Here is a 23,463-nt window from a genome sequence, read left to right on the forward strand (position 1 = left end):
TCAGATGAGCGCCTCGCAGACGTCGTGGACGAGGCGCTCGTCCTCCCCCAGCACGAGGGTCGGCGCGCGCCCGGGGATCCACGTCACCCACATGTCCTCGACGGGTTTCGGCACGTACTGGGCGTCCTGCAGCGCGGGCGCGGTGAACGGACGGTCGCTGACGTAGACGACGACCCGCTCGCCCGAGCCGGTGCGGTAGCGGAAGGCCGAGACGGGCTGCTCGGCCAGGCGCCCGCCACCCGACGCCTCGACGGATAGTCCGAGGCCGCGCAGGTCCGGCGCCATGGCCGCCGGGCGACCGGTGACGGGCAGACGACCCGAGCGGTAGTCGGCGACCGCGGTCTCGAGCACCCCGGCGCCGTCACCCACGCCACCGTCCGCGCCACCGACGCCGGAGGAGGCCCCGGTGCCGGGTCGGCTCGTGACCGGCGTCTCGCCGCCCCCGGTCGTGCGGCGCACCGCCTCGACGCCGGCCGCGGCGACGACGAGCCCCGCAGCCGCGACGAGCAGCCCCCGGCGCGAGAGGCCTCGCTGCGACCCGGCCGCACTCCCGCCCCCGTCCGTCGCCTGTGCCCGGGCGGCGGCCGGCAGCCGCGCCATCAGCCGATCGTGCAGCCCTGCGTCAGAGGCCTCGACAGCGTCGGGCCCGGCGTCAGCCCCGTAGCCGGCCCCGTCGGCCGGTCGGTCGAACCTGCCCCGGCGCCCGACCTCGCGACCGAGGCGCGCCAGCCGGACCTCGGCCGTGCACGCCTCGCAGGTGGCCACGTGGGCCTCGACCTCGCGGCGCCGCGGCGCCGGCAACAGGCCCTCGACGAGCTCGGCGAGCGGCTGCCCGTGGCCCCCGGACGGGGTGGTGCGGTCGTCGGTCACCATCATCACGAGACCTCCTGGGTCTGGAGCAGCAGCAGGGCGAGGGCCTGCCGTCCGCGGTGCACGCGCGACAGCACCGTGCCGCGGGGGACGTCGAGGATGCCGGCGCTCTCGGCCGCGGTGAGGCCGCACAGGTCCATGAGCACGAGGGACTCCCGCTGCGCGTAGGGCAGTCGGCGCAGGGCGGCCCGCACCCGTCCGGTGTCGAGGTTGCCCAGCACGCGGTCCTCGACGTCGCCCGCGGTCACCTGACGCACCACGTCGGCATCCAGGACGGCCCCGACGTCCTCGGGCGTCAACGGCAGCGACGAGGTGCGACGGCGACGTGACCGGGCCTGGTTGAGGCAGATGGTCACGAGCCACGGGGTCACCCGGTCGGGCGGCCCCGACCGCTCCCACGAGCGCCAGGCCAGCAGGTAGGTGTCCTGCAGCAGGTCCTCGGCGTCGTGGGAGCTGTCCGTCAGTCGCCGGGCGAGCCGGTGCAGCCGCGCCGCGTCGGCGCGCACGGCCTCCTCGAAGTGCATGGTCCTCCTGCGTCGGGCCCGGCGGTGCGGGTCGCACCGGGATGCAATCACACGGGCTGCTGTCGCGTCCTCGTAGGTGGGAGATCCGAGGAGACGGAGGAACGAATGCGACTGTACCCGAGGCAACGGCGCCACGGACGTGCGCTCAGGACGTGGCTGGGAGTGGTGCTGGCCACGCTGGTGCTCGCCCTCGTGGCGACACCGACCGTGTCGGCATCCGGTTCGGCAGGGCCGCCTGGTGCTGCGCTGACGGTGCCGGCCACGGCCGCCCCGCCCGGTGCGCGCACCCCCGCGTCGGTGGCCCCGCCCGCCCCGGCGCCTGCGCGCCTGGCCGACGGGGCGGTCGGCGCCCGGGTCGTGGTGGGCTTCCGCCACACGTGCGTGCTCACCCGTACCGGCGGCGTGCAGTGCTGGGGCGACGACACGTACGGCCAGCTCGGTCGTGGCACGAGCGGGGCGTCGTCCGCCGTGCCGCAGTGGGTGAGCGGACTGCGGTCGGGCGTCGCATCGCTGTCGGCGGGGGAGGACCACACCTGCGTCGTCACCACCGCTGGAGCCGTGCGCTGCTGGGGGAGCAACACGTGGGGCATGCTCGGTGACGCGACCACGGTCGACCGGTCGACGCCCGTCACCCCGACCGCTCTCACCTCGGGTATGAGGTCGGTCTCGGCCGGAGCCCAGCAGACGTGTGCCCAGCGGACCATCGGCGCCGTGCTGTGCTGGGGGTGGAACGGCTCGGGCGGTCTCGGGGACGGCACGACGACCGACCGGCTGAGCCCGGTCACCGTCAAGGGACTGCCCTCCGACGTCACCTCGGTCTCGGCCGGTTTCACCTACGCGTGCGCGCTCACCAGCGGGGGGCGCCTCTGGTGCTGGGGAGGCAGCCGCTGGCTGGCCGGCGCCGGCGAGTACTTCGCCCTGACGACGCCGCGACTCGTGGGGCTGACCGGGGTCAGGCAGATCGCCGCCCGCCTCGACCGCACGTGTGCCGTGACGACGGCGGGGGCGACGTGGTGCTGGGGCGGGCCGGGCGAGATCGGCGACGGGCGCAACTACGTCCCCGACGCCCCCGTGCCCTCCCGCGTCGAGACCCTCGGCGACGGCAGCACGAGCGCCGTGGCACCCGGTCAGGCCAGCACGTGCGTGCTCACCCCCGCCGGTGCGGTGCGCTGCTGGGGCACCAGCGACCTCGATCTCGGCGACCTGCTCTACGGCAACAGCCGCACCATCGGCGCATGGCGTCCGCAGTCCGTCACCGGGCTTGCCTCCGGAATCGTGCAGGTGGAGGACAACTACGACCACCGCTGCGCGCTGACCTCCGCCGGGGCCGTGCTCTGCTGGGGCCGCGGCGCCGAAGGCCAGCTCGGACGCGGCAGCGCGACGGCTGCGGCTCCGAGCCCCTCGAGGGACCGGAGCGACCGATCGGCGTCGGGTGCATGGCGCACCGATGCAACGACGTTCATGGATGCCGTGCAGCGCGGAGTGCGTACCGGTGCCCGCCCCGGCGGTGCCGGGTCCGGCCCGGAAGGCGCACCCACCGGCAACCTCTCGTCGGAGGTCTCCGCCGTGCTGCCCACGGTGGCACAGGTCGCGACCGGCGCGACCCACGCGTGCGCCCGCACGACGACGGCACGCCTGTGGTGCTGGGGTGACAACCAATACGGCCAGGCGCCGGGGGCGCAGGGCCCGCTGACGACGACGCCCACCGAGGTCACCGCGCTCAGCGGCGTGACCGACGTGGGTCTGGGTGATGACACGACCTGCGCCGTGGTCTCGTCGCGCACGTGGTGCTGGGGGCTCAACCTCCAGCACCAGGTCTCACCGAGCGACGAGGAATGGTACGTCGCCACGCCCACGCGGTACGACGCCCTTCCCGTCGACGTGACCCAGGTGGGCAGCGGACTCGCCCACTCGTGTGCGCTGCGCACCGCGGGCGGGGTCAGCTGTTGGGGCAGCAACTTCCAGGGCGGACTGGGCGACGGGACGTCCGACGACTCGGCCACGCCGGTCGTCCCCGTCGGGCTCGGGTCAGGCGTCGCGTCTCTGGCCGAGGGCACGCCGAACTGCGTCCTCATGACGTCCGGGCAGGTGCGCTGCTGGAGCTTCGCGTCACCCACCCGCGACAGTGCGACACCCGTCGTCGTGCCGCTCCCGGCCGCCGCCACGTCGGTGACGGTGGGAGAGGCCGCCTGCGCGCTGCTCACGACGGGGGCCGTCTACTGCTGGGGCGACAACCGGTTCGGCTATCTGGGCGACGGGACGCTCACTCCCCGTACCGGGATCCGCCTGGTGCGTGGTCTCGAGTCGGGTGTCACGGCGATCTCGTCAGGCGGCAGTGTGACGTGCGCGGTGCTCGCCGCCGGCCCGACGAGGTGCTGGGGTGGCAGCTCGGCCGGCCTCGGCAACGCCTCGGTCAACTGGTCGTCGGTGCCGAAGCAGGTCGGGTCGACAGGGGCGGCGGTCCGCCGGGTGGCGGTCGGCAGCGGGTTCGCCTGCGTGCTCGACGCCCGCCCGTCGGTGTGGTGCTGGGGCGACAGCTACCACGGGCAGCTGGCACTGCCGCCGGAAGCGGTCAAGCGGTACTCCCGGCTGCCTCTGCGCATCGGCTGACAAGCCCACCCACCGGCATCCACATCGCCCCGTCGGGAGGGCGCTCAGCTCCCGTCGAGTGGTCACCGTGACCACTCGACGGGGGTTACCCGCCCTCTCGACGGGAAGGGTGGGGTCGTCAGGCGGGGCCGACGCGGACGGTCAGCACTCCTGGGCGCACGACCGCGCGGACGGTGCGGGCCTCGCCGATCACGTCACCGTCGATCTGCACCGGCAGCGGGCGGTCGCTGCGGACCGTGACCTCCCGGCAGGTGTGGTGGTCGAGCGTCGGGTGTCCCTTGCGCTGGCGGGTGGCGACCCGGGTGGCCACGGGCACCCAGCCGACGACGCCGCGGGGGGAGGCGATGACGGCGTCGAGCTGCCCGTCGTCGACCCGGGCGTTCGGCATGAGCACGAGCCCGCCCAGCAGGCGGCCGCAGTTGCCGATGACGACCATGCGCGCCCGACGCCGGAACGCCGGCTGGCCGTCGACCTGCACCCGCACCCGGAACTCGGGCGAGACGAGGTGCTTGAGCCCCGAGACCATGTACGCCGGCCAGCCGACGCGCGCCTTGAGGATCTCGTTGGTGCCGGCCATGATCGCGGCGTCCATGCCCATCCCGGCCATGACGAGGAAGTGGTGGGTCTCCACCGTGCCCGTCACGCCAGCGGCGCTCACCGCCGTCGCCGCTCCCGAGGCGTCGGCGTCCGCCCCCGCCACGGACTCCTCGTCGCCGACGACGAGGTCGCCGACGTCGATGCGCCGGTTGCGCCCGGTGAGGGCGACGGTCACGGCAGCGTCGAGGTCGTCGACCGGGAGGTCGAGGTTGCGGGCCAGAAGGTTGCCGGTGCCCGCGGGCAGGATGCCGAGCGGGGTGTCCGAGCCGAGCAGCGCCGACGCGACCGCCCGCACCGTGCCATCGCCGCCGAGACTGCAGACGAGGTCCACGCCGTCGCGCAGGGCGCGCTCGGCCTGGCCCTGGCCCGGGTCCGCGACCGTGGTCTCGGCGAGCGTGGGCTCGGCCCAGCCCGCCGCGAGGAACGCCGCCGTGAGCCGCTGCCGGGTCGCGACGAGGTCGGTGAACTTCGTCGGGTTGACGATGACGGCGGCGCGCTTCAGCGGGGCCGGTGGTTCGTCGTCGTCGGGGCGGAAGTGGTCGCGCGGGGGACGCGCCCGCCCCCGGCGCAGCAGCCCGGCGTAGGCCTGCGAGTCGGTGCGTGAGAGCACCACGCCCCCCACGACCAGCGCCAGCACGACGATGCCGGCGATGATCCACGGGAGGTGTTCGGTGAGCACTGGTGCACGGTAGCCGAGCAGGCCGGACGGGCCCGAACCGGCGGCCCTAGGCTGGCCCCATGCCCTCGGTCGCACCTCCGCGTCCCGACCCGGCGGCGTCCGCCGCCGGTGTCGCCACCGCTGCCACCGCCGTCGCCACCGTCTTCATCGCCCACGGGAGCGTGGCCGCATGAAGCTGCCCGAGACCCGCGTGCCCGACCCGCACGAGGCGCCCGGCATCCGCTGGGGCGTGCTCGGGCCGGGCGGCATCGCCCGGTCGTTCGCGGATGCCGTCGCGGTCGGCACCGCGTCGAGGGTCGTGGCCGTGGGGTCGCGCAGCCTCGACCGGGCGCAGGTCTTCGCCGCCGACTTCGACGTGCCGCGGGCGCACGGCAGCTACGAGGACCTCGTCGCCGACCCCGAGGTCGACGCCGTCTACGTCGCCTCGCCCCACAGCGAGCACCGCGACCACGCGCTGCTCGCCCTTCAGGCCGGCAAGGCCGTGCTCGTCGAGAAGGCCTTCGCCCGCAACGCCGCCGAGGCCGCCGAGGTGTTCACCGCGGCCCGTGCGGCGGGCGTGCTCGTGTCCGAGGCGATGTGGAGCCGCCATCTGCCCCAGTACGACGTCGTCGCGCAGGTCGTCGGGAGCGGGCTCATCGGCGAGCTCGTCACCGTCTTCGCCGACCACGGCCAGCCCCTCTTCCCCGACGGCCCCGAGCGGCTGGCCCGACCCGAGCTGGCCGGTGGCGCCCTGCTCGACCTCGGGGTCTACCCGATCAGCTTCGCCGACCACGTGATGGGGCCTGCGACCGAGGTCATGGCGTCGGGCACCCTCACCGACCTCGGCGTCGACGCCCAGTCGAACGTCCTGCTGCGCAACGACGCCGGCGCCCAGGCGGTGCTCTCGTGCACCATGCTGGCCGCCACCCCCTGCACCGCCGCCGTCGTCGGCACCCGCGGGCGGCTCGAGCTGAGCGGCGCGTTCTACGGGGCGGCCGACGTGCGCCTCGTCGACGGCGAGCACCGGGTGGTCGACGAGCGGCCCGGGGGGTTCCCCGACGACGTGCGCGGGTTCAGCTACGAGATCGCCGAGTTCGCCCGCGCCCTGACCGCCGGTGAGCCGGAGACGGCCGTGATGACCCATGCCACCACGCTGCGCGTCATGGAGACCATGGACGAGGTGAGGCGCCGCCTGGGCATGACCTACCCGGGCGAGTGACGGGTACGCAGCGACGAGGGCGCGACACCGGCGCCCGATCCGGGACGAAGGGCGGGACGCCGAATGGCCGGCTCCCGCCGGACAGCGCACGACGACGAAGGAGCACGCGATGAGCACGCCGAGCAGCACCCCCACCGACGCGACGACGACCGAGGCCTGGGGTCGCCTGCAGCAGCTGGCGGACCGCAAGGTCGACCTGCGCCAGGCGTTCGACGCCGATCCGCAGCGCGCCGAACGGTTCTCGTACGACGCTGCCGACCTCTTCGTCGACCTGTCGAAGAACCTCGTCGACGACGAGGTGCTCGCTGCGCTCGTCGACCTCGCCGGCCAGGTGGGCCTCACCCAGCGTCGCGACGCGATGTTCGCGGGCGAGCGCATCAACGTCACCGAGGACCGCGCGGTGCTGCACACGGCGCTGCGCGACCCTGAGGGCGTGCGCGTCGAGGTCGACGGCGAGGACGTCGTCCCGGTGGTGCACGAGGTGCTCGACAAGGTCTACGCCTTCGCCGAGAAGGTGCGCAGCGGCGAGTGGGTCGGCGTCACCGGCAAGCGCATCACGACGGTCGTCAACATCGGCATCGGCGGCAGCGACCTGGGGCCCGTCATGGTCTACGAGGCCCTCAAGCCCTACGTGCAGCCGGGTCTGAGCGCGCGCTTCGTCTCGAACATCGACCCGACCGACGTGGCCGAGAAGACGCGCGACCTCGACCCCGAGCAGACGCTGTTCATCGTCGCGTCGAAGACGTTCACCACTCTCGAGACCCTGACCAACGCCCGGCTGTGCCGGGCCTGGCTGCTCGACGGCCTGCGGGCCTCCGGCGCGATCGCCGACGGTGACGACGCGGCATCCGAGGCCATCGCGAAGCACTTCGTCGCGGTGTCGACGGCCCTCGACAAGGTGGCCGACTTCGGCATCGACCCGGAGAACGCCTTCGGCTTCTGGGACTGGGTCGGCGGGCGCTACTCCGTCGGCTCGGCCATCGGCACGTCGGTGGCCGTCGCCGTCGGCCCCGAGAACTTCTCCGCGTTCCTGGCCGGCATGCACGCGATGGACCGGCACTTCGTCGAGAGCGACCTCGCCGAGAACGTGCCGGCGCTCATGGGCCTGCTCAACGTCTGGTACGTCAACTTCCACGACGCTCAGACGCACGCCGTGCTGCCGTACGCCCAGTACCTGCACCGCTTCCCGGCGTACCTGCAGCAGTTGACGATGGAGAGCAACGGCAAGAGCGTGCGTTACGACGGCTCGCCGGTGACGACCGACACGGGCGAGGTGTTCTGGGGCGAGCCCGGCACCAACGGGCAGCACGCGTTCTACCAGCTCATCCACCAGGGCACCCGGCTCATCCCCGCCGACTTCATCGCCGTCGCCACGCCCGCGAACCCGCTCAAGGACGGCGACGCCGACGTCCACGAGCTGTTCCTCGCCAACTTCTTCGCGCAGACGGCCGCACTCGCGTTCGGCAAGACGGCCGACGAGGTGCGCGCCGAGGGCACCGACGAGGCGATCGTCCCGGCGCGCGTGTTCAGCGGCAACCGCCCGACGACCTCGATCATGGCCCCGGCGCTGACGCCGTCGGTGCTCGGCCAGCTCATCGCCCTCTACGAGCACATCACCTTCACCCAGGGCGTCGTCTGGGGCATCGACAGCTTCGACCAGTGGGGCGTCGAGCTCGGCAAGCAGCTGGCGAAGCAGGTGACGCCGGCGGTGGGCGGCGACGAGAGCGCCATCGCCGAGCAGGACGCCTCGACGCAGTCGCTCGTGCGCTGGTACCGCGCCCACCGCGAGGGCTGACCCCTCCGTGGTCCGCGGCTGGCTCCACCTGCTCGCCCCGCGTGGGGTGCGCGGTCAGGCGACGTGGGCGGCGGCCGTCGTCGTGGCGGTCGCCCTCGTCGCCGGGGGCACGGGCCTCGTGCTGCTGCTGCACACCTCCCTGACGAGCACCGTGCAGTCGACGCTCGAGGCCGTCGTGGACGAGGATGCCGCGGTGCTGGCCGACCGGGGTGTCGCGGGGCTGCGCGCGAGCGAGGTCGACCGCGGCGCGGACGGCATCCTCGTGCAGGTGGTGGCCGCCGACGGCACCGTGGCGTACACGTCGGCCGGCCGCACCGGCACCCCGGTCTCGGCGTTGCGGCCGGGCCCGGGGGAGGAGGCCGTGAGCGGGCGCAGCCCGCTCCCGCTGCCCGACGCGCTGACCGAGCCGATGGTCGTGGCGCGGGGCGCCACCGTCCCGGGTGGCGGCGACGTGGTGGTGCTGGCCCGTCGCGACCTCGAGGCCCAGGAGGAGGCGGTCGAGGTCGTCGGGGGGATGCTCGTGGTCGGCGTGCCGCTGCTCGTGCTCGTTGCCGCCGTCGTCACGTGGTGGCGGGTGGGGCGGGCCCTGGGCACCGTCGAGGACATCCGGGCGCAGGTCGAGCGCATCGGCGGCGGTCGTCTGGCCGAACGGGTGCCGGTGCCCCCCTCCCGCGACGAGGTCGCCCACCTCGCGACGACGATGAACGAGATGCTCACGCGGCTGCAGCGCAGCGACGACGCCCGCCGGCAGTTCGTCGCCGACGCCAGCCACGAGCTGCGCTCGCCCCTCGCCACCCTCACGGCAGCGGTCGAGGTCGCCGACGCCGACCCCGGCGGGCGGGGGTGGCACGAGCTGGGGCCCGTGGTCGCGGCGGAGTCGGCCCGCATGCAGCGCATGGTCGACGACCTGCTGCTGCTGTCGAAGGCCGACGGTGACGCACTGGGCGTGGCCCACGACGACGTCGACCTCGACGACGTCGTCGGCGACGTGGCCCGGCGGGCGCGACGCGGGTCTGCCGCGTCCGTCGAGGTGGATACGGTCCCGGTACGGCTCGTGGGTGACGCCCACCGGCTCGGTCAGCTCGCACAGAACCTCGTCGAGAACGCCACCCGGCTGGCCGGCCGCGTCGAGGTGCGGGTGCGTCCCGGTGACGACGGCGGGGCCGTGCTCGTCGTCGACGACGACGGCCCCGGCATCGCGCCGGACGACCGGGAGCGGGTCTTCGAGCGCTTCACCCGGCTCGACGCCAGCCGGGCGCGCCACTCGGGTGGATCGGGGCTCGGCCTCGCCATCGTGCACGAGATCGCCGCGGCGCACGGCGGGACCGTCCGGGTCGAGACGTCCCCGCTCGGGGGCGCCCGGTTCGTCGTCACCCTCGCCGCCGCACCCTCGGCGACGGTGCCGGCTCAGCCGGCGACGAGCCGGTAGCCGGCGCCGCGCACCGTCTCGATCGTCGTCGCCCCGAACGGCACGTCGATCTTGCGGCGCAGGTAGCCGACGTACACCTCGACGACGTTGACGTCGCCCTCGTAGGCGCCGTCCCACACCTGGTCCAGCAGCTCGGTCTTGCCGACGACCTGGTCGGGGTGGCGCATGAGGTGGTGCAGCAGGGAGAACTCCCGGGCCGTGAGCCGGATCGGGGTGCCGGACCGGTCGACGCGGTGGGTCGCGGGGTCGAGGCGCAGCGTCCCCATCTGCAGCACGGCCGGTCGTCGGGGCGCCCCACGTCGGACCAGGGCCCGCAGCCGCGCGGCGAGCACGACGAAGCTGAAGGGCTTGGTGAGGTAGTCGTCGGCCCCGAGGTCGAGGGCGTCGGTCTGGTCGAAGTCGCCGTCCTTGGCGGTGAGCATGACGACGGGGGTCCAGACCTCATGCGCCCGCAGCTGCTCGAGCACGCGGTAGCCGTCGAGCCTCGGCAGCATGATGTCGAGCACCATGGCGTCGTAGGCGTTCTCGGTCGCCGCCCAGAGGCCGCTCTCGCCGTCGTGCTCGACGTCGACGACCCAGCCCTCGCCCTCGAGGCCCCGCTTGACGACCTGCGCCAGCGCGACCTCGTCCTCGACGAGCAGCACCCTCATACGCCCATCCTGCCGCGTGTCCACGGTGCCCGCCGACCGGACGTCAGGGCGTGCTGCGCACGGGCGCGGTGCGCCGGCGTGCTCGCCACCAGTGGACGGCCGCCGGCACCAGGGACACCGCGACGACGACCAGGACGAGGGCGTCGAGGTTGCGCTGCAGCCAGGCGATCCCGCCGAGGAGGTAGCCGGCCACGACGAGGGCGGTCACCCAGAGCACCGCCCCGACGAGGGACCACGTGTAGAAGACGCGCCGCGGCATCCGACCGACGCCCGCCACGACGGTGACGAAGGTGCGCACGACGGGGACGAACCGGCCCAGCACGAGGGCCGCCGGGCCGTGCCGCTCGAAGAACTCCTGCGTGCTGTCGAGGTGCTCGACGCGGACGAGGCGACGCGGTCGCTCGCGCAGCGACGGACCGAGGCGGCGCCCGATCTCGTAGCCGCTGACGTTGCCGGTGAAGGCGGCTGCGGACAGCAGCACGCCGGCCAGGGGGAGGGGGAGGTCGAGCCCCGGCTGTCCGAGCTGGGCGCGGCGCACGAAGAGCCCCACCGCGAAGAGCAGCGAGTCACCGGGCAGGAACGGGAAGAGCAGCCCGCACTCGACGAAGACCATGAGAGCGGCGACGGCGACGAGCTGCTGTCCGAAGCGCGTCAGCAGCCACGAGGGGTCGAGCCAGCCGGGGCCGAGCGAGGGCGTCATCATGCCGCGACCGTATGGCGGGCCCGCTGAGAGGGCCCTGAGAGCGGTCGCTCAGCCTCCTCTCAGTGGTGTCGGGGGAGCCTCGCACCATGGACACCCTCGTCACGGGCATCGCACAGCTGTTGCCCTTCGCCTTCCCCCTCGTGGCAGCGGTCGTCTGGCTGGGCCTCGACCGACGCGGCAGGCTGGACCTCTCGGTCCGGGCGGTCGCGGCGCTCGCGCTCTGCGGGCTGCTCGTGCTCGTCGCCGGGCTGCTGCACTACGACCCGCGACCGTTCGTGGAGACCCCGTCGCTGCGCCCGCTCTTCCCGCACCCGGCCGACAACGGGTTCCCCTCCGACCACACGGCGTTCACGGCCGCCATCGCGCTCCTCGTCATGATCGTCCGGCGCCGCGTCGGCCTCGTGCTGCTGGTCGGGTCGGTGCTCGTGGGCGCCGCCCGGGTGCTCGCCCACGTGCACCACCCCGTCGACATCGTCGCCGGGGTGGTCGTCGCCGTGCTCGCCGTCGGGGCCACGCTCGCGGTACGACCGCCGTCCGCGCGGGCGACGACCGACGCGGACCTCCCTCAGCCTCGCCTCAGCGAGCGCGACCTACGTTCTCGCTCATGATCGCTCCCGCCGAGGACTCAGGCCTCTTCTCCGCCATCGCGGGGCTCCCCCTGCACCCGCTCGTCGTGCACCTCGCCGTCGTCGTCCTCCCGGCGTCGGCCCTGGCCCTCGTCGGCCTCGTGCTCGTCCCACGGTGGCGCGCTCGCTACGCCACTCTCACCGTCGCCGCCGCACTGCTCGGGACGGCGGGCGCGTTCGCTGCCAAGGAGTCGGGTGAGGCCCTCGCCGACCGCGTCGGTCTGCCGGCGGAGCACGCGGAGTGGGGTGACCGACTCTTCCTCGTCGCCGTCGTCTACGCGGTCGTCACCGTCGTGTGGTTCGTGCTGCACCGTCGCCAGGCCCGTCAGACCGTCGCCGCGGACATCGGCCGTGACTCGCGTGACGACCGTGACGGCCGTGACGGCCGTGCGACGATACCGGATCGCCGGGCCCGACCCACCGGCATCCTGAGCGCCGTCAATGCTGTGGCGGGCATCCTCGCGGTCGCCGTGCTCGCGCTCACCGTCGTCGTCGGGCACACCGGTGCCACCGCGGTCTGGGGCGACACTCCTGCCGCGAGCACCTCGAAGGGTGACGACGAGGGAGCGGCCGCTCCCGACGCGCCCTCCGGGACGGCCACCGCCGGGACCGCCGGGACCGCCACCGCCGGGTCGACTGCCACCGGGTCGACCACCGCCGGGTCGGCCACCTCGTCGGGGACGCGGACCGGCTCTCCCGCCAGGCCGAAACGGGCGGCATCCGTGGCCCACACGTACACGCTCGCCCAGGTGCACCGGCACGGTGACCGCTCGTCGTGCTGGGTCGCGGTCGACGGCTCCGTGTACGACCTCAACCGGTGGGTCGGCCGGCACCCCGGCGGGCCCGAGGCCATCCTCGGCATCTGCGGCTCCGACGCGACGTCGGCCTTCCACGCCCAGCACGGGCAGCAGCGGCGGCCGGCCGCCGAGCTGGCGACGTTCCGCATCGGCGCCCTGCGCTGACAGGCGGACCCGGTCGGGCCGCCGCCCTCCCCCGCCGTGCCCCCTCGGGGCCGGGTGCCGGGGCGGTGGCCCGACCCGCGGCGACACCCTCCCTGGGCACATGCCACCGCGGGCCGTGCTGCTCCCCCGGCGGGGAGGTTACGTAGTTCCTCTATGCACCTCAACCCCCTCAGGGGTGACCCCGACCAGACGTCGCCGTTTCGTGACCTGTTGTGGTGTCGTGTCGGCCGAAAGGCGCCCATCGAGTTCGGGCGCTCGCGTTCGGCGAGACGGCCGACGAGGTGCGCGCCGAGGGCACCGACGAGGCGATCGTCCCGGCGCGCGTGTTCAGCGGCAACCGGCCGACGACCTCGATCATGGCCCCCGCGCTGACGCCGTCGGTGCTCGGCCAGCTGCTGGCGAAGCAGGTGACGCCGGCGGTGGGCGGCGACGAGAGCGCCATCGCCGAGCAGGACGGCTCGACGCAGTCGCTCGTGCGCTGGTACCGCGCCCACTGCGAGGGCTGACCCCGGACCGCCATGGTCACGGACGACGGCGCCGCGGTCTCCTAGCCCTCGGACCGTCCGTCGGCGGCCTGCCCGCCGGTGGACGGACCCAGCCGTCGCAGCCGTTCGACCGAGGTCAGCCCGTCCGCACGGATGGCCGGGTCCCGCCACGGAGCGCCTACGCTGAGCCAGGCCTCCCGGAACCGCGCGGCCACGACGGGCGAGGAGTCCTGGTAGCCCCACTCCACGCCGCAGCAGGGGCAGAACGCGAACGACGGGGTGCGCCCGTCCGCACCCCACGGCAGGTCGAGGTCCTGGTAGCCGCAGACGCGGCAGAGTCGGGACCGTTCGAGGTCGCCGGGGGGCAGGTTCGTCGAGCCGGGGAACGCGGCCCGGACCGCGGCCAGCAGGCCCTCGTCGTCAGCGCGCACCTCCCACTCGTCCCCGCGCACCGAGACGAAGACGAGGAACGGCACCTCGTCGTCCGCGACGAAGCAGGTGACCTCGCCGCCGACCAGCTGCACCCGTCGTCCACCACGTCGACCAGCTCGGGGGTCGTCAGGCGCTCGGAAGTCGTCGCCAGCCGGGCGTCAGCCCAGCTCGAGGCGCAGCGCGACGGACCCTGCGTCGAGCACACCCCATACGTGTCGAAGTCCAAGTGGGAGCCCTTCGGCGCGGAGTCGATCTCGACGCGGAGCATGCGTCCGGGGTCGAACCGGCTCGCGACGCCCCGGCTCGCCGAGGGTGCGACCACCTGCTGCGTGACGTCGCGCAGGTCACCGTCGTCGTGGTGGGTGGGTGCCACGGAATACCCTCCGGGAGTGGGTGGGTTCGCTGGTCGAGTGCCGTACGAGCCAGGGTGGCGGTCCCCCGATCGTCGAGGGCGTCGCTCCCGGCGGTTCGGCCAGACCGAGACGCCAACCTAACCCGCGGGTGACCGGGTCCGGGCCGACGACGTCATGACGTGGCCTCGGGCATCAGGACGCGGAGAGCGACTCGTCGTCCCACTCGACGAGGTCGTCGACCGCGGACCTGAACCACCCGTAGAAGGTCGCGTGGGTCTCTCCCTGCTCGTAGCCCGGCACCTCGTAGTCGCCGACCACGCAGATGGGGGCAGCGCCGGGCTCGAGATCCCAGCACGCGACGTCGTCACGGTCAGTACGCCGGGCGAAGGGCACGAGGTGCCGAGCCGGATACCGCGTACGCAGCCCATGGTGGAGCGCGAGCAGGGGCTCGCCCCGCAGGACCAGCCAGGGCTCCAGGTCGACCAGACCCAGCCGGAGGATGCGCAGCAGCTCGGGCGGGTAGGCGAAGCCCACGGGCAGGGCGTCCTCGGGCAGCAGCTCCGGGATCGGGCCTACGCTTTCGGACCCGGTCGGCTCGGTCACGCCGCGTCCCACGCCGTCAAGCCCTCGACCAGTGCCCGTCTCAGTCCGAGCGCGTCGAGATCGACCGTTGCGTCGAGCCCGCCCAGTGTCGGTTTGCCGAGGTCGGCGATCAGACGAAGCGATCTCACGGTGCTCACCCTAGATCGATGGCGCGGTCGGCGGGGCGGTCAGACCGCCTTCGGGTGGGCCAGCACCCGGTTCAGGTGCAGTGTCACGGCTCGTCCGACGACGTGGGGTGGTCGCTCCCCCACGGTGTCCACGAGCAGGATCCCGCCGGCCGACAGGTTCAGCGTCGCCACGCCGTGCTCGTCGACGTCCGACACCCTCGCGCGCACCGTCAACCCGTCGGTCGGCCCGGGGTCAGACGCTCCACCCGCATCGTCGTCGTCGACCTCGACGTCGTCCCATGCCACCTCGCCCGGGACGTCCAGCTCGACGTCGACGACCGCGCCGGCGGCAGGTGCGTCAGGCCAGACGCACCAGCCCGACAGGCCGGGTGCCTCGACCCGGACGAGGTCGGAGACGTCAGCGCTGGCGGCCAGGATCTGCAGGTCCACCGGCAGGCACCTCTCGGTCGGGGACGCGGACGAGTCGGTCGGCCCAGTTGGGCGTCCGGTCACCGGAACGACGAGCTCGTCGAACCCACCCGGCCTCGACCTGCCGTGCGCACACGGGTACACGTGCTGCGCGCGGTCGTCTCGCACGCTCAGGCGAAGTCATCGGCGACCTCGCGCAGGACTGCTTCGTCAGAGGTGGAAGCGGCCGCGAGCAGCACCGCGAGAGCCCCCGAAGCGCCGGCGGACCTCAGCAGCTCGGCCAACCGGCGGTACGCCTCGTCGTCGCTGCCGGTGTCGGCGATCACCCGGGCGGTCAGGCGGTCGAAGCACGCCGTGCGCTCGGCCGGCGGCAGCCGCAGCACGAGCGCTCGGCACTCCACCAGAGCCGAGTGCGAGACCAGCAGGAACGGCTCCAACGCCGGAAGCACGGACACCGTCAGCGACGGGTCGGCCGAGCCCAGGATCCTCAGCGCCGTCGGACGCGACGCAAAGTCCCCGAGCGCCCAGCCCAAGGTCGCCTGCAGCTCGCCCCGCGGGATCCTCAGAACAGCCTCGCGGAAGCGGGCGTCGGCCTCGACCACAGCCGGCCACACCTCGCTGGGCGGCACCGGCCCCGTCACCCGATCGGCCCCGTCCGCCACGACTGCGGATCCTGGGGGCGGCTCGGCGCCGGCCCGGGTGCGGTGGTGGACACGGCTCCGGCCACTCCGGGCCGGGTCTCCGGACGTTGACGCGCCGCGCGGCACCAGCCCTGACTCGACCATCCCATCACCACCCACCTCGACGTCGACGCGGCCCGCGGCGGGGGCGGACCGGATGCGTTGCCGAACGCGTGGAGCTCGGCATCGGTACGGGCATTGTGCACCAGCACCCCGAGCCCTCGGTCCCGACGTGACGGCTGTGCAGGCGGTCGACGTCCAGGTTGCGGCCGGCCGACATCCTGCGGCTCAGGCGCCCGTCGAGTTCGGGTCGCGCCACCGCCGCTCGAACGGCAGGCGCCACGTGAAGGGCGAGACGAGCTGGTGGATCTGGTTGGGACCCCACGTGCCCACGTCGTAGGGGCGCACGATGGGCGGCTGCTCGAGCAGCGGCGACGAGATCTCCCAGAGCCTCTCGATGCCCTCGGCCGACGTGAACAGGGTGCGGTCGCCGCGGGCGGCGTCGTAGATGAGGCGCTCGTACGCCTCGAGCACGGCGCCGGCCCAGTGCGTCTCCTGCATCGAGAACTGCATCGAGAGCTTGTCGAGCTTCATGCCGGGGCCGGGCCGTTTGCCGTAGAACGACAAAGACATCCGCGCCTTGTCGGCCAGGTCGAAGGTGAGGTGGTCGGGGCCGTTGTCGCCGACTCCGGAGCCCGGCGGGAACATCGAGCGCGGGGGCTCCTTGAAGGCGATGGAGATGATGCGCGCGCCCTCGGCCAGCCGCTTGCCGGTGCGCAGGTAGAACGGCACGCCCGCCCAGCGCCAGTTGTCGACGTAGCACTTGAGAGCCACGAACGTCTCGGTCTGCGACTCGGGGCTCACACCGGGCTCGTCGCGGTAGCCGACGTACTGTCCGCGCACGACGTCGTGGGGGTCGATCGGCAGCATCGACCGGAAGACCTTGTTCTTCTCCTCGCTGATCGCCCCCGGCTCGAGGGCGGTGGGCGGCTCCATCGCGGTGAAGGCGAGCACCTGGAAGAGGTGGGTGACGACCATGTCGCGGTAGGCGCCGGTGCCCTCGTAGAAGTCGGCGCGCTGCGAGAGGCCGAGCGTCTCGGGCACGTCGATCTGCACGTGGTCGATGTGGTTGCGGTGCCAGATCGGCTCGAAGAGGCCGTTGGCGAAGCGGAAGGCGAGGATGTTCTGCGCCGCCTCCTTGCCGAGGAAGTGGTCGATGCGGAAGATCTGCTCCTCGTCGAACACCTGGTGCAGCTCGGCGTTGAGCGCCCGGGCGCTGGCGAGGTCGGTGCCGAAGGGCTTCTCCATGATGATGCGGCTGCGCTCGACGAGGCCGGCCTCGGCGAGCTGGTGCACCACCGCGAGGGCGGCCTTCGGCGGCACGGACAGATAGTGCAGCCGCCACGCCTCGGGCCCGAGGATCTTCTCCGACTCCTCCACCGCCGCCCGGATGCCCTGCGGCCCGGCGCTGCCCGGCACCCAGTGGATGCGGTCGGCGAACTCGCGCAGGTCGTCGTCGGTGACGTCGCGGCTGCTGAACTCCCGCACCGAATCGAAGGCGATCTCGAGGAACTCGTCGCGGCTCAGCTCGTCGAGGCTCGTGGCGACGACCCGCAGCCCCTCGATGAGCTGCGACTCGTGCAGGTGCAACAGTCCGGGCAGCAGCTTGCGGCGAGCGAGGTCACCGGTGGCACCGAACAGGACGACCGTGGTGGCTGACATGCACCCACCCTTTCGCACATCGCCCGCGGGGGCGAGGGGCCCCACCGCCCGGAGGGGTGGACGTCCTTCTGGTCACAGGGACTCGACGTGCACCCGCCCACGGTCGACGTGCCACCGGTGGGTCAGCCGGATGCCGTCGAGCAGCCCGACGTCGTGGCTCACCACGAGCACCGTGCCCGAGAACGCCGCCACCGCCGCCTCGAGCTGCTCGATGGCGTCGACGTCGAGGTGGTTGGTCGGCTCGTCGAGCACGAGCACGTTGACGGCCCTCCCCTGGAACAGGGCCATGCACGCCCGGGTGCGCTCGCCCATCGAGAGGCTGCGCGCCGGACGAGCGACGTGCTCGGCGCCGAGACCGAACTTCGCGAGCAGCGTCCGCACGTCGGCGGGCTGCCACGGTCGACCGGTGCCGGATGCCGGTCCGAGCGCCGTGCGGGCCAGCTCGGTCAGCGGTTCGTCGGAGTCGAGCTGCGAGCGGCGCTGGTCGAGCCGGCCGACCGTCACCCGCGCGCCGAGCGACCGTCGCCCGGCGTCGAGGGGCAGGTCACCGAGCAGCGTGTCGAGCAGCGTCGTCTTGCCGCTGCCGTTCTCACCGACGAGCGCCACCCGGTCACCGCGCCCGAGACCGAGCGTCACGGGTCCGAGCGTGAACGCGTCACGGTGCACCACAGCATCCGACAGCGTGGCGACGACGTCGGCGGAGGGCGGGCCCTCGCCCACGGTGTAGCGCAGCCGCCACTCCTTGCGGGGCTGCTCCACGGCGTCGAGGCGGTCGGCGGCCCGCTCGAGGCGGGCGCCCCTGGCGGCCTGGCGGTCGGCGCGGGCCAGGTGCTTCTCACGGATGTGCTTGTCGGCCTCGTCACCCCGGGCGACGTTGCGCCGGCCCCGCTCGGCCCAGTCGCGGCGCTGGCGGCTCTGCGCCAGCAGGCCGTCGCGCTCGGTGGCGTACTGCTCGTAAGCCTGCCGGGCGTGGCTGCGCACGACCTCGCGCTGGTGGACGAACTCGCTGTATCCGCCGGTGTAGTGGCCGATGCGCTGCTGGTGCACGTCGAGCTCGAGCACCCCCGTCGCCACCTCGTCGAGCCACCGGCGGTCGTGCCCGGCGACGAGCACCGGGCCCGGGTGGGTCACCACGAAGTCGGCCACGAGGTCGAGGCCGCGCACGTCGAGGTCGTTGGTCGGCTCGTCGAGCAGCAGGACGTCGTGGCGGCTCAGCAGAACGGCGACGAGGGCGGCCCGCGCCGCCTGCCCGCCCGACAGCGAGCCGAGCTGCCGGTGCGGGTCGACGCCGAGGCCGACCCGGGCGGCCACCTCCGGCAGCCGCTCCTCGAGGTCGGCGGCGCCGAGGGCCAGCCAGTGGTCGAGGGCCGCGGCGTAGGCGTCCTCGTCGGCGCGCTCGGGGTGATCGCCCGCCGACGCGAGGGCGGCACTCGTGCGCTCGAGGGCGCGGTCGGCATCCTCGACGCCGGTGCGGCGCCGGGCGTACGTCAGCAGCGTCTCGGACGGGTCGGGGATGACCTGGGGCAGCCATGCGATGGTCGCGTCGGCCGGGGCGAGCTTGACGGCGCCCGGACCGAGCGCCGGGTCGACGCCGAGGTCGCCGGCGAGGGTGCGCATGAGGGTCGACTTGCCGGAGCCGTTGGGGCCGACGACGGCGAGCACGTCGCCGTCGGTGACCGTGACGTCGAGGCCGGTGAAGAGGAGGCGGGCGCCGTAGGCGACGTCGAGGTCGCGGACGCGGAGGGTCGTAGACATGGGTGTCCTGGGGGTCGAGGCGGCGGGTGGGCGGCTCAGGACAGGTCCATGGTCGCGACGCTAGCCGCGCACCCCGAGCGACCTCAACCGATTTCCGGCGCACCTGCAAGCGACCCGGATGCTGCTCGGCCGGGCTCGGGCCCTCGAAACAGGCCGCCCCACCCCGCCCCACCCCGGCTTGGTCGAACGAACCGTTCGAGGTCGAACTCACTGCTGGATGCCGAACGCCGCGGTGCACCGGCGCGTTCGGCCGCGAACAGCGCGGCCGACCTCGAACGGTTCGTTCGGCGCAGTCGCCCGGGGGCGTGGGGGCCCGGGGGGGGGCCGGGGGGGGTCGACCACTCGACGGTGCCAAGCGCCCTCCCGACGGGGGGAGGGGGTCAGCTGAGGCCGGCGTCGTGGACGGCGATGGCGACCTGCACCCGGTTCTCCGCCTCGAGCTTGGCCAGCACCCGGGACACGTGCGCCTTGACGGTCGGCACGGAGAGGAAGAGGTCGCGGGAGATCTCGGCGTTCGACAGGCCCCGGCCGATGGCGAGCGCCACCTCGCGCTCGCGGTCGGTGAGGCACTCGAGCCGGCTCACCGCCTCGGCCCGCCGCAGCGCCTCGCCGTCGGTCTCACCGGAGGCCACATGGCTCATGAGCGTGGCCGTGACGCTGGGGCTGAGCATGGGTTCGCCGCGTGCGACCGCGCGCACCGCCTCGACGAGCCGCCGCGGCTCGGTGTCCTTGAGCAGGAAGCCGTGCGCCCCCGACCGCAACGCCTGCACGACCATCTCGTCGGCGTCGAAGGTCGTCAGCACGATGACCCGGAGACCGGGCCGCCCGGCACCCGCAGCCCGGTCCCCCTGCAGCAGCATCCGCGTCGCCTCCAGCCCGTCGCGCCGCGGCATGCGGATGTCCATGAGCACGACGTCGGGCCGCTCGCGCGCGACGACCTCGATCGCCTCCACGCCGTCGCCGGCCTCGGCGACCACCTCGAGGTCGGGCGCCCCGCCGAGGATGAGCCGCAGCCCCGCCCGCACCAACGCGTCGTCGTCGACGAGCACGATGCGTGTCACCGACCCACCCGCCGCCTCGCTCATGCCGACCACGGTAGGCGGGCCTGCACGACGAAGTCACCGCGCCGGTCGGGACCGTACGTCAGCTCGCCACCGGCGAGGACCGCCCGCTCGGTGATGCCCACGAGCCCGAGACCCGAACCCGTCGGCGCCGCAGTGCCTTTCGCGGTGTCACGACCCACGAGCACCGGGATGCCGTTGCGCACCGTGAGGCTGACGGCCCCCGTCCCCGTGTCGCCACGACCGCTCCCGTGCCCGTCGTGGGCCGACACGCGCACCGTCACCTGGACCGGCATCCGAGGGGCGTGCTTGCGGGCGTTCGTCAGACACTCCTGCACGATGCGGTAGCAGCTGCGCGAGACCCCGGACGGCACGAGAGCGGTGTCCCCGTCGACCGTGCACCGCACGTCGGCCCCCGACGAGCGGGTCTCCTCGACGAGGGCGTCGAGGTCGCAGAGCGTCGGCTGGGGGGCGTCGGGCGCGGCTCCGGCGGGCGACGGGTCGGTGGTGGTGGGCACGTCGCGCAGCACGCCGAGCACGGCCCGCAGCTCGGTCAGGGCCTGGTTGGCGTTGCTGCGTACGACCTCGGCGGTCGCCGCGACCTCGTCGGGGGAGAGGTCGGTGCGGTAGGTGAGCGCGCCGGAGTGCATGGCCACCAACGAGATCCGGTGGGCGAGCACGTCGTGCATCTCCCGGGCGATCCGCGCCCGCTCGGCCACCTGCGCCTGCACGACTCGCATGGCCTGCTCGCGCTCGGCGGTGATGGCGCGCTCCTGCAGCGACGCCACGAACGCCCTGCGCTCGCCGATGGCCCAGCCGATGCCGATGGCGGCGACGTACGTCAGCACCCCGATCGCGACGTTGGTCAGCGTCTCGTCCTGCCGGGCGGGGTAGACCACCTGGTTCGCGTAGCCGGCGGCCATCCACGGCACCACCATGACGACGAGCTCGCGCCAGCGCCGGCGGGTCGCGAGCGAGACGAGGGCCACCCCCGAGGCGCCGATCGCGCTCGCCCCGAGGCCGCTGGCCAGGGCGGTGCCCAGGGCGGTCGCGACGGGCCACCGGCGCCGCACCGGCAGGGCGGCGACCGCGAGCAGCCCGAGCGCGAGGTCGACCCAGAGCCAGGAGCCGCCGAACCGGGCCGACAGGTCTCCGCGGTCGAGGCCGAGCCACATGAACCACCACACGAGCAGACCGAACAGCAGGGCGACGAGCAGGCGCCACGTCTCGCCCCACACGTGGCCCGACCGGGTGCGGGCGACTCGGGGCAGGGGCACCCGCCCAGCGTAGGAGCCTCGCGGGCCCACCGGCATCCGCCCGGGGTAGGGGTCTCGGGGTCGCCACCCTGACCCCGGTCAGGGTCGGACGCGACTTTGGTAGGGGTCAGGATCAGGCTGATGACTGATGTGCGCGCACCCCGGCGCGCGGCAGGGTTGAGCCATGATCACAGTGGAGCGTCTCACCAAGAGGTACGGGCCGTTCACGGCCGTCGACGACATCTCGTTCGAGGTGAAGCCCGGCCTCGTCACCGGGTTCCTCGGGCCCAACGGCGCGGGCAAGACGACGGCCATGCGCATCATGGCCGGCCTCACGCCGCCGACCTCCGGCTCGGCCACCGTGCTCGGCCGCCCCTACGCCGAGCTCCCCGACCCGGGCCGGCACGTCGGGCTCCTGCTCGACGCGTCGGCGCAGCACGCCGGACGCACCGGTCGCGAGGTGCTCACCCTCGGCGCGATGCTCATGGGCATCGACCGGAAGCGCGTCGACGAGATGCTCGCCGTCGTCGGCCTCACCGAGAAGGAGGCCGGTCGCCGCGTCCGCAACTACTCCCTCGGAATGCGCCAGCGCCTCGGCATCGCCCACGCGCTGCTCGGCGACCCCGAGGTGCTCATCCTCGACGAGCCGGCCAACGGCCTCGACCCCGCCGGCATCCGCTGGATGCGTGACCTGCTGCGCGGCTACGCCGACGAAGGCGGCACGGTGCTGCTCAGCTCGCACCTGCTCAACGAGATCGAGCGTGTCGCCGACGAGCTCATCGTCATCGGCAACGGCACCATCGTGGCCCGCGGCACGAAGGACCAGCTGCTCGCCGGGGCCGGCACCCTCGTCCGCTCGACCGACGACGAGGCCCTCATGGGCGCGCTCGCCGAGCGGGCCGTCGTCGCCCACCGCGCCGCCACCGGCGGCCTGCAGGTCGAGGCCGAGCCGCTGCAGGTCGGCGAGGTCGCCGCCGCCCGCGGCATCGTGCTGACCGAGCTGCGCAGCGGCGACAGCCGCGGGCTCGAGGAGATGTTCCTCGAGCTCACCGCCACCAACGCCCGAGAGGAGGTGGCGGCATGAGCACCCAGAGCACCACCGCCCCCCACCAGAACGTCTCCGCCAAGGCCGAGTCGGCCCTGCCCACCGTGGCCCGGATGCCGTCCCGCCTCGCAGGTGCCCGCCCGACCTCGGGCGTCCCCTTCGCCCGCCTAGTGCGGGTCGAGCTGCGCAAGCAGCTCGACACCCGAGCCGGCCAGTGGCTCGTCGGGGCCATCGGGCTCGTCGTCGTCGCCGCGCTCGTCATCATGTTCCTCACCGACGGCGGTGACCACCCGTTCGGCGACTACCTGCAGGCGACGGCCATGCCGACCGCGATCATCCTGCCGGTCGTCGGCATCCTCGCCGTGACGTCCGAGTGGAGCCAGCGCACCGGGCTCGTCACCTTCGCGCTCGAGCCGCGCCGGGCCCGGGTCGCCTGGGCCAAGCTCGTCTCGTCCCTGCTCATCGGCGTCGCGGCCGTCGTGCTCTCGCTGGCCCTCGCCGCCCTGGCCCACCAGGCCGCCATCACGCTGCGTGGCGCCGACGGCAGCTGGAGCATCGAGGGCCTCGCGGTCGTCGGCGCGGCCCTCTACGTGCTGCTCGGGCTCGTGCAGGGCGTAGCGTTCGGCATGCTCTTCCGCAACACCCCGGCCGCCATCGTCACGTACTTCGTCCTGCCGACCGTCTGGACGATCCTCGGGGCGCTCATCAGCTGGCTCGAGAAGCCGGCCCAGTGGCTCGACCTCAGCCGCACCATGCAGCCCCTCTTCGGTGGGTCGCTCACGGGTGAGCAGTGGGCCCAGCTGGGCACGTCGGCCGCGGTCTGGGTGGCCCTGCCGCTCGCCGTCGGCATCTGGCGCCTGACCCGCGCCGAGGTGAAGTAGCACTCACCCAC

The 23,463-nt window shown here is 73.7% G+C and carries 22 protein-coding genes and 1 pseudogene; 9 read left to right on the forward strand and 14 right to left on the reverse strand.

Annotated features, from left to right (window positions below):
- Positions 1 to 876, reverse strand: coding sequence for an anti-sigma factor family protein (locus DFJ68_RS16930; protein WP_121034741.1), 876 nt, complete (start codon positions 874 to 876; stop codon positions 1 to 3).
- A complete protein-coding gene (locus DFJ68_RS16935; RefSeq protein WP_121034742.1) occupies positions 876 to 1,394 on the reverse strand; it encodes an RNA polymerase sigma factor in 519 nt (172 codons plus the stop codon). Before DFJ68_RS16935 ends, DFJ68_RS16930 begins: the two co-directional genes overlap by 1 nt.
- Before the next feature lie 165 nt (positions 1,395 to 1,559).
- Here DFJ68_RS16935 and DFJ68_RS16940 point away from each other — a divergent pair, with 165 nt between their 5' ends.
- Positions 1,560 to 4,004: an RCC1 domain-containing protein gene (locus DFJ68_RS16940; protein WP_170165813.1), complete on the forward strand. Its 2,445-nt coding sequence runs from the start codon at positions 1,560 to 1,562 to the stop codon at positions 4,002 to 4,004.
- A 118-nt stretch (positions 4,005 to 4,122) separates the two neighbouring features.
- Here the strand turns inward: DFJ68_RS16940 and DFJ68_RS16945 are convergent, their stop codons facing one another.
- Complete coding sequence (locus DFJ68_RS16945) at positions 4,123 to 5,280, reverse strand: diacylglycerol/lipid kinase family protein (RefSeq protein WP_121034744.1); 1,158 nt, start codon at positions 5,278 to 5,280, stop codon at positions 4,123 to 4,125.
- A gap of 169 nt (positions 5,281 to 5,449) precedes the next feature.
- Here DFJ68_RS16945 and DFJ68_RS16950 point away from each other — a divergent pair, with 169 nt between their 5' ends.
- The 3 genes from DFJ68_RS16950 (at position 5,450) to DFJ68_RS16960 (ending at position 9,702) form a co-directional block, all read left to right on the forward strand.
- Positions 5,450 to 6,478 carry a Gfo/Idh/MocA family protein gene (locus tag DFJ68_RS16950; RefSeq protein ID WP_121034745.1) on the forward strand — a complete coding sequence of 343 codons (1,029 nt, stop codon included), beginning with the start codon at positions 5,450 to 5,452 and terminating at the stop codon, positions 6,476 to 6,478.
- A 109-nt stretch (positions 6,479 to 6,587) separates the two neighbouring features.
- Positions 6,588 to 8,273 carry a glucose-6-phosphate isomerase gene (gene pgi, locus DFJ68_RS16955; RefSeq protein ID WP_121034746.1) on the forward strand — a complete coding sequence of 562 codons (1,686 nt, stop codon included), beginning with the start codon at positions 6,588 to 6,590 and terminating at the stop codon, positions 8,271 to 8,273.
- Positions 8,274 to 8,280: 7 nt separating this feature from the next.
- Entirely contained in the window at positions 8,281 to 9,702 is a 1,422-nt protein-coding gene (locus DFJ68_RS16960; protein WP_121034747.1) for a sensor histidine kinase, read from the forward strand.
- Here the strand turns inward: DFJ68_RS16960 and DFJ68_RS16965 are convergent.
- Complete coding sequence (locus DFJ68_RS16965; protein WP_121034748.1) at positions 9,681 to 10,352, reverse strand: response regulator transcription factor; 672 nt, start codon at positions 10,350 to 10,352, stop codon at positions 9,681 to 9,683. The two genes, DFJ68_RS16960 and DFJ68_RS16965, sit on opposite strands and share 22 nt — an antisense overlap.
- Positions 10,353 to 10,395: 43 nt before the next feature.
- Complete coding sequence (locus DFJ68_RS16970) at positions 10,396 to 11,055, reverse strand: DedA family protein (protein ID WP_245963717.1); 660 nt, start codon at positions 11,053 to 11,055, stop codon at positions 10,396 to 10,398.
- Positions 11,056 to 11,141: 86 nt separating this feature from the next.
- Between DFJ68_RS16970 and DFJ68_RS16975 the strand changes: the two genes are divergently transcribed.
- The 3 genes and pseudogenes from DFJ68_RS16975 to DFJ68_RS16985 all read left to right on the forward strand — a co-directional run.
- Positions 11,142 to 11,663: a phosphatase PAP2 family protein gene (locus tag DFJ68_RS16975; protein WP_121034749.1), complete on the forward strand. Its 522-nt coding sequence runs from the start codon at positions 11,142 to 11,144 to the stop codon at positions 11,661 to 11,663.
- Positions 11,660 to 12,643: a cytochrome b5 domain-containing protein gene (locus DFJ68_RS16980; protein WP_121034750.1), complete on the forward strand. Its 984-nt coding sequence runs from the start codon at positions 11,660 to 11,662 to the stop codon at positions 12,641 to 12,643. Before DFJ68_RS16975 ends, DFJ68_RS16980 begins: the two co-directional genes overlap by 4 nt.
- Positions 12,644 to 12,885: 242 nt before the next feature.
- A pseudogene (locus DFJ68_RS16985) lies at positions 12,886 to 13,149 on the forward strand (glucose-6-phosphate isomerase); the annotation flags it as partial.
- Between the two features lie 41 nt (positions 13,150 to 13,190).
- Here DFJ68_RS16985 and DFJ68_RS18570 read toward each other — a convergent pair.
- From DFJ68_RS18570 to DFJ68_RS17025, 9 genes are all read right to left on the reverse strand, one after another.
- Positions 13,191 to 13,652, reverse strand: coding sequence for a hypothetical protein (locus DFJ68_RS18570; RefSeq protein ID WP_211333412.1), 462 nt, complete (start codon positions 13,650 to 13,652; stop codon positions 13,191 to 13,193).
- Positions 13,653 to 14,105: 453 nt separating this feature from the next.
- Positions 14,106 to 14,516, reverse strand: a complete 411-nt coding sequence (locus DFJ68_RS16995; protein WP_211333413.1) for a hypothetical protein — start codon at positions 14,514 to 14,516, stop codon at positions 14,106 to 14,108.
- Positions 14,513 to 14,644, reverse strand: coding sequence for a hypothetical protein (locus tag DFJ68_RS19005; RefSeq protein ID WP_276330712.1), 132 nt, complete (start codon positions 14,642 to 14,644; stop codon positions 14,513 to 14,515). The genes DFJ68_RS16995 and DFJ68_RS19005 overlap by 4 nt, the downstream gene beginning before the upstream one ends.
- 39 nt (positions 14,645 to 14,683) lie before the next feature.
- On the reverse strand, positions 14,684 to 15,073 hold the full coding sequence (locus DFJ68_RS17000) for a hypothetical protein (RefSeq protein ID WP_121034751.1): 390 nt from the start codon (positions 15,071 to 15,073) through the stop codon (positions 14,684 to 14,686).
- A 149-nt stretch (positions 15,074 to 15,222) separates the two neighbouring features.
- Positions 15,223 to 15,714: a hypothetical protein gene (locus tag DFJ68_RS17005; protein ID WP_147431642.1), complete on the reverse strand. Its 492-nt coding sequence runs from the start codon at positions 15,712 to 15,714 to the stop codon at positions 15,223 to 15,225.
- A gap of 306 nt (positions 15,715 to 16,020) precedes the next feature.
- Positions 16,021 to 17,454 (reverse strand): glucose-6-phosphate dehydrogenase, encoded by a 1,434-nt coding sequence (zwf, locus tag DFJ68_RS17010; protein ID WP_121034753.1) that lies wholly within the window; start codon positions 17,452 to 17,454, stop codon positions 16,021 to 16,023.
- Between the two features lie 72 nt (positions 17,455 to 17,526).
- Positions 17,527 to 19,209, reverse strand: coding sequence for an ABC-F family ATP-binding cassette domain-containing protein (locus tag DFJ68_RS17015; protein WP_121034754.1), 1,683 nt, complete (start codon positions 19,207 to 19,209; stop codon positions 17,527 to 17,529).
- Between the two features lie 380 nt (positions 19,210 to 19,589).
- Complete coding sequence (locus DFJ68_RS17020; protein WP_121035482.1) at positions 19,590 to 20,294, reverse strand: response regulator; 705 nt, start codon at positions 20,292 to 20,294, stop codon at positions 19,590 to 19,592.
- Complete coding sequence (locus tag DFJ68_RS17025) at positions 20,291 to 21,547, reverse strand: sensor histidine kinase (protein ID WP_170165815.1); 1,257 nt, start codon at positions 21,545 to 21,547, stop codon at positions 20,291 to 20,293. Before DFJ68_RS17025 ends, DFJ68_RS17020 begins: the two co-directional genes overlap by 4 nt.
- Before the next feature lie 163 nt (positions 21,548 to 21,710).
- Here DFJ68_RS17025 and DFJ68_RS17030 point away from each other — a divergent pair, with 163 nt between their 5' ends.
- Together DFJ68_RS17030 and DFJ68_RS17035 are read left to right on the forward strand one after the other, a co-directional pair.
- Positions 21,711 to 22,610 (forward strand): ABC transporter ATP-binding protein, encoded by a 900-nt coding sequence (locus DFJ68_RS17030; protein WP_121034756.1) that lies wholly within the window; start codon positions 21,711 to 21,713, stop codon positions 22,608 to 22,610.
- On the forward strand, positions 22,607 to 23,452 hold the full coding sequence (locus tag DFJ68_RS17035) for an ABC-2 transporter permease (RefSeq protein WP_121034757.1): 846 nt from the start codon (positions 22,607 to 22,609) through the stop codon (positions 23,450 to 23,452). The genes DFJ68_RS17030 and DFJ68_RS17035 overlap by 4 nt, the downstream gene beginning before the upstream one ends.
- Positions 23,453 to 23,463 lie beyond the last annotated feature (11 nt).

Source organism: Terracoccus luteus, from assembly GCF_003635045.1.
Classification (GTDB): domain Bacteria; phylum Actinomycetota; class Actinomycetes; order Actinomycetales; family Dermatophilaceae; genus Terracoccus; species Terracoccus luteus.

Bases quoted from the DNA above. Each gene is read 5' to 3' on its own strand.
- DFJ68_RS17035 (WP_121034757.1), top strand. From the start codon at position 22,607: ATGAGCACCCAGAGCACCACCGCCCCCCACCAGAACGTCTCCGCCAAG.
- DFJ68_RS16980 (WP_121034750.1), top strand. From the start codon at position 11,660: ATGATCGCTCCCGCCGAGGACTCAGGCCTCTTCTCCGCCATCGCGGGG.
- DFJ68_RS16975 (WP_121034749.1), top strand. From the start codon at position 11,142: ATGGACACCCTCGTCACGGGCATCGCACAGCTGTTGCCCTTCGCCTTC.
- DFJ68_RS17030 (WP_121034756.1), top strand. From the start codon at position 21,711: ATGATCACAGTGGAGCGTCTCACCAAGAGGTACGGGCCGTTCACGGCC.
- DFJ68_RS16935 (WP_121034742.1), bottom strand. From the start codon at position 1,394: ATGCACTTCGAGGAGGCCGTGCGCGCCGACGCGGCGCGGCTGCACCGG.
- DFJ68_RS17020 (WP_121035482.1), bottom strand. From the start codon at position 20,294: ATGAGCGAGGCGGCGGGTGGGTCGGTGACACGCATCGTGCTCGTCGAC.
- DFJ68_RS17015 (WP_121034754.1), bottom strand. From the start codon at position 19,209: ATGTCTACGACCCTCCGCGTCCGCGACCTCGACGTCGCCTACGGCGCC.
- DFJ68_RS16965 (WP_121034748.1), bottom strand. From the start codon at position 10,352: ATGAGGGTGCTGCTCGTCGAGGACGAGGTCGCGCTGGCGCAGGTCGTC.
- pgi (WP_121034746.1), top strand. From the start codon at position 6,588: ATGAGCACGCCGAGCAGCACCCCCACCGACGCGACGACGACCGAGGCC.
- DFJ68_RS16950 (WP_121034745.1), top strand. From the start codon at position 5,450: ATGAAGCTGCCCGAGACCCGCGTGCCCGACCCGCACGAGGCGCCCGGC.
- zwf (WP_121034753.1), bottom strand. From the start codon at position 17,454: ATGTCAGCCACCACGGTCGTCCTGTTCGGTGCCACCGGTGACCTCGCT.
- DFJ68_RS16930 (WP_121034741.1), bottom strand. From the start codon at position 876: ATGATGGTGACCGACGACCGCACCACCCCGTCCGGGGGCCACGGGCAG.
- DFJ68_RS16970 (WP_245963717.1), bottom strand. From the start codon at position 11,055: ATGATGACGCCCTCGCTCGGCCCCGGCTGGCTCGACCCCTCGTGGCTG.